The sequence below is a fragment of the Xanthovirga aplysinae genome, assembly GCF_009711365.1.
In the GTDB taxonomy this organism is placed as follows: Bacteria; Bacteroidota; Bacteroidia; order Cytophagales; family Cyclobacteriaceae; genus Xanthovirga; species Xanthovirga aplysinae.
Genome location: NZ_SMMB01000460.1, coordinates 1 through 1,733 on the forward strand (window position 1 = coordinate 1; position 1,733 = coordinate 1,733).

At 37.7% G+C, this 1,733-nt stretch carries 2 protein-coding genes; both read right to left on the minus strand.

Translation table 11 applies throughout. The features are described 5' to 3' along the window. Positions 1–931, minus strand: a 931-nt coding sequence (locus E1171_RS01800; protein WP_155203489.1) for a metal ABC transporter solute-binding protein, Zn/Mn family, incomplete at its 3' end; no start/stop codon positions are given. An 84-nt stretch (positions 932–1,015) separates the two neighbouring features. Further along, positions 1,016–1,678, minus strand: coding sequence for a metal-dependent transcriptional regulator (locus E1171_RS01805; RefSeq protein WP_155203491.1), 663 nt, complete (start codon positions 1,676–1,678; stop codon positions 1,016–1,018). Positions 1,679–1,733: the final 55 nt, after the last annotated feature.

Sequence of the window (1,733 nt, forward strand, 5' to 3'; positions counted from 1 at the left end):
CAATGGTTTGTACATTAGATTTTACCATCCCAATATAAGTTCCTTCCGGTGTGTTTTCTTCTCCTAAAGCATCTGAATATAGGGTGCCACCAATGATTACATTCTGACCTCTTTTTTGGCAACCGTCCACCACTGCTTTGATCGCTCTTTGAGATACGGAAGTTTCCACAAAAACCGCCTTTATATTTCTTTCTACAATCAAATCCACAAGGTCAGAGATGTCCTTTAGTCCAAACTCAGAAAGAGTAGATAGACCTTGGAGTCCACGGACCTCAATTTGGTAGGCCTCACCAAAGTATCCAAAAGCATCGTGAGCAGTGATTAATATTCTCTGTTGTTGGGGTATCTGGCTTATTCGCTCTCTGACAAATTGATCTAGGCCTGTGAGTTGGCTGATGTATTTCTCAGTGTTTTTTTGGAAAAATTCAGCGTTTTTGGGATCGAGCTCTTGAAGTTGTTGACTTATAAAATTTACTCCGTTTGTCCAAGTGGCTACATTGAACCAAATATGAGGGTCATGAGCATTTTGAAATTCAGGAGCCGTTCTTATTTGAGTGGAATCTAAACCATCAGCAACGGCAATTACGGGTTTGAGTCGATTGAATTTTTTCAAAATTTCTGACATTTTGCCCTCTAAATGCAGACCATTATAGATGACCACGTCGGCATCGGTTAGCCTTTTCAGGTCACCCTGAGTGGCTTTATATAAATGCGGATCTACCCCAGGTCCCATTAGGGCAGTGATATCGACAGAGTCCCCGGCAATATTTTTAACAGCATCTGCAATAATTCCTGTGGTGGTTACTACTGTTATCTTTTTTCCTTCACTTTTTGTTTTTTCTTTTTTTTCATTCCCACAAGAGGACAAAAAGAGAATAGGTATGAGCAAAGTCGTTAAAAAAAGGTAGTATGATGGATTTCTTTGGTTCATTGTCTAAGTTATCTTTTTTGAAATAGGTCTTTGAATGGAAGGCAAATGCAAGCTCCTTTATGATTTACTAGGAACTTTTTCCAATTACTCATCATGAGAAATAAGTATACTTTCTGAAACTTCTCGAGAAACGAAAATGGGAGCTTGTTGATCGATTTGAATTTCCAAAGAATTATCAAATTCTATTTTATCCAAAATTTGTACATGAGCCCCCAAATAGGCCCCCACTTTGTCCAAATATTGTAAGAAGGCGGGACTAGAATCTTTAACTGCTGCTATGATTCCTCCTTCATTAATATTTAGTTTACATAAGGGGTGTTTTACCCTTATATTCATTTTTCCATTTTCGTCAGGAATAGGATCTCCATGTGGATCATATTTAGGAAAGCCTAAAAATTCATCTAATCGTCGGATTAAAAGGGGAGATTTGATGTGTTCTAATTGTTCGGCAACTTCATGAACCTCATCCCAATTAAACTTTAGCTTATCTACTAGAAAAAATTCCCATAGGCGGTGTTTTCTAATGATCATCAAAGCAGCCATTTTTCCTTGCTCACTGATGTTTACCCCTTTGTATCGAACATAGGTGATATATTCTTTGGTGTTCAATTTCCGAATCATGTCCGTAACCGAAGCAGGTTTAGTTTGTAAAGCTTCAGCAATAGCATTTGTAGATACGGCGGATTTTCCAGCTTCTGAAAGGTGGTAAATGGTTTTAAGGTAATTCTCTTCGGATAAACTGAGCATGTCCTAAAGTAAATGTTTAGGCGCAAAAGTACTTAAATTTAGGCTTATCTAAAAA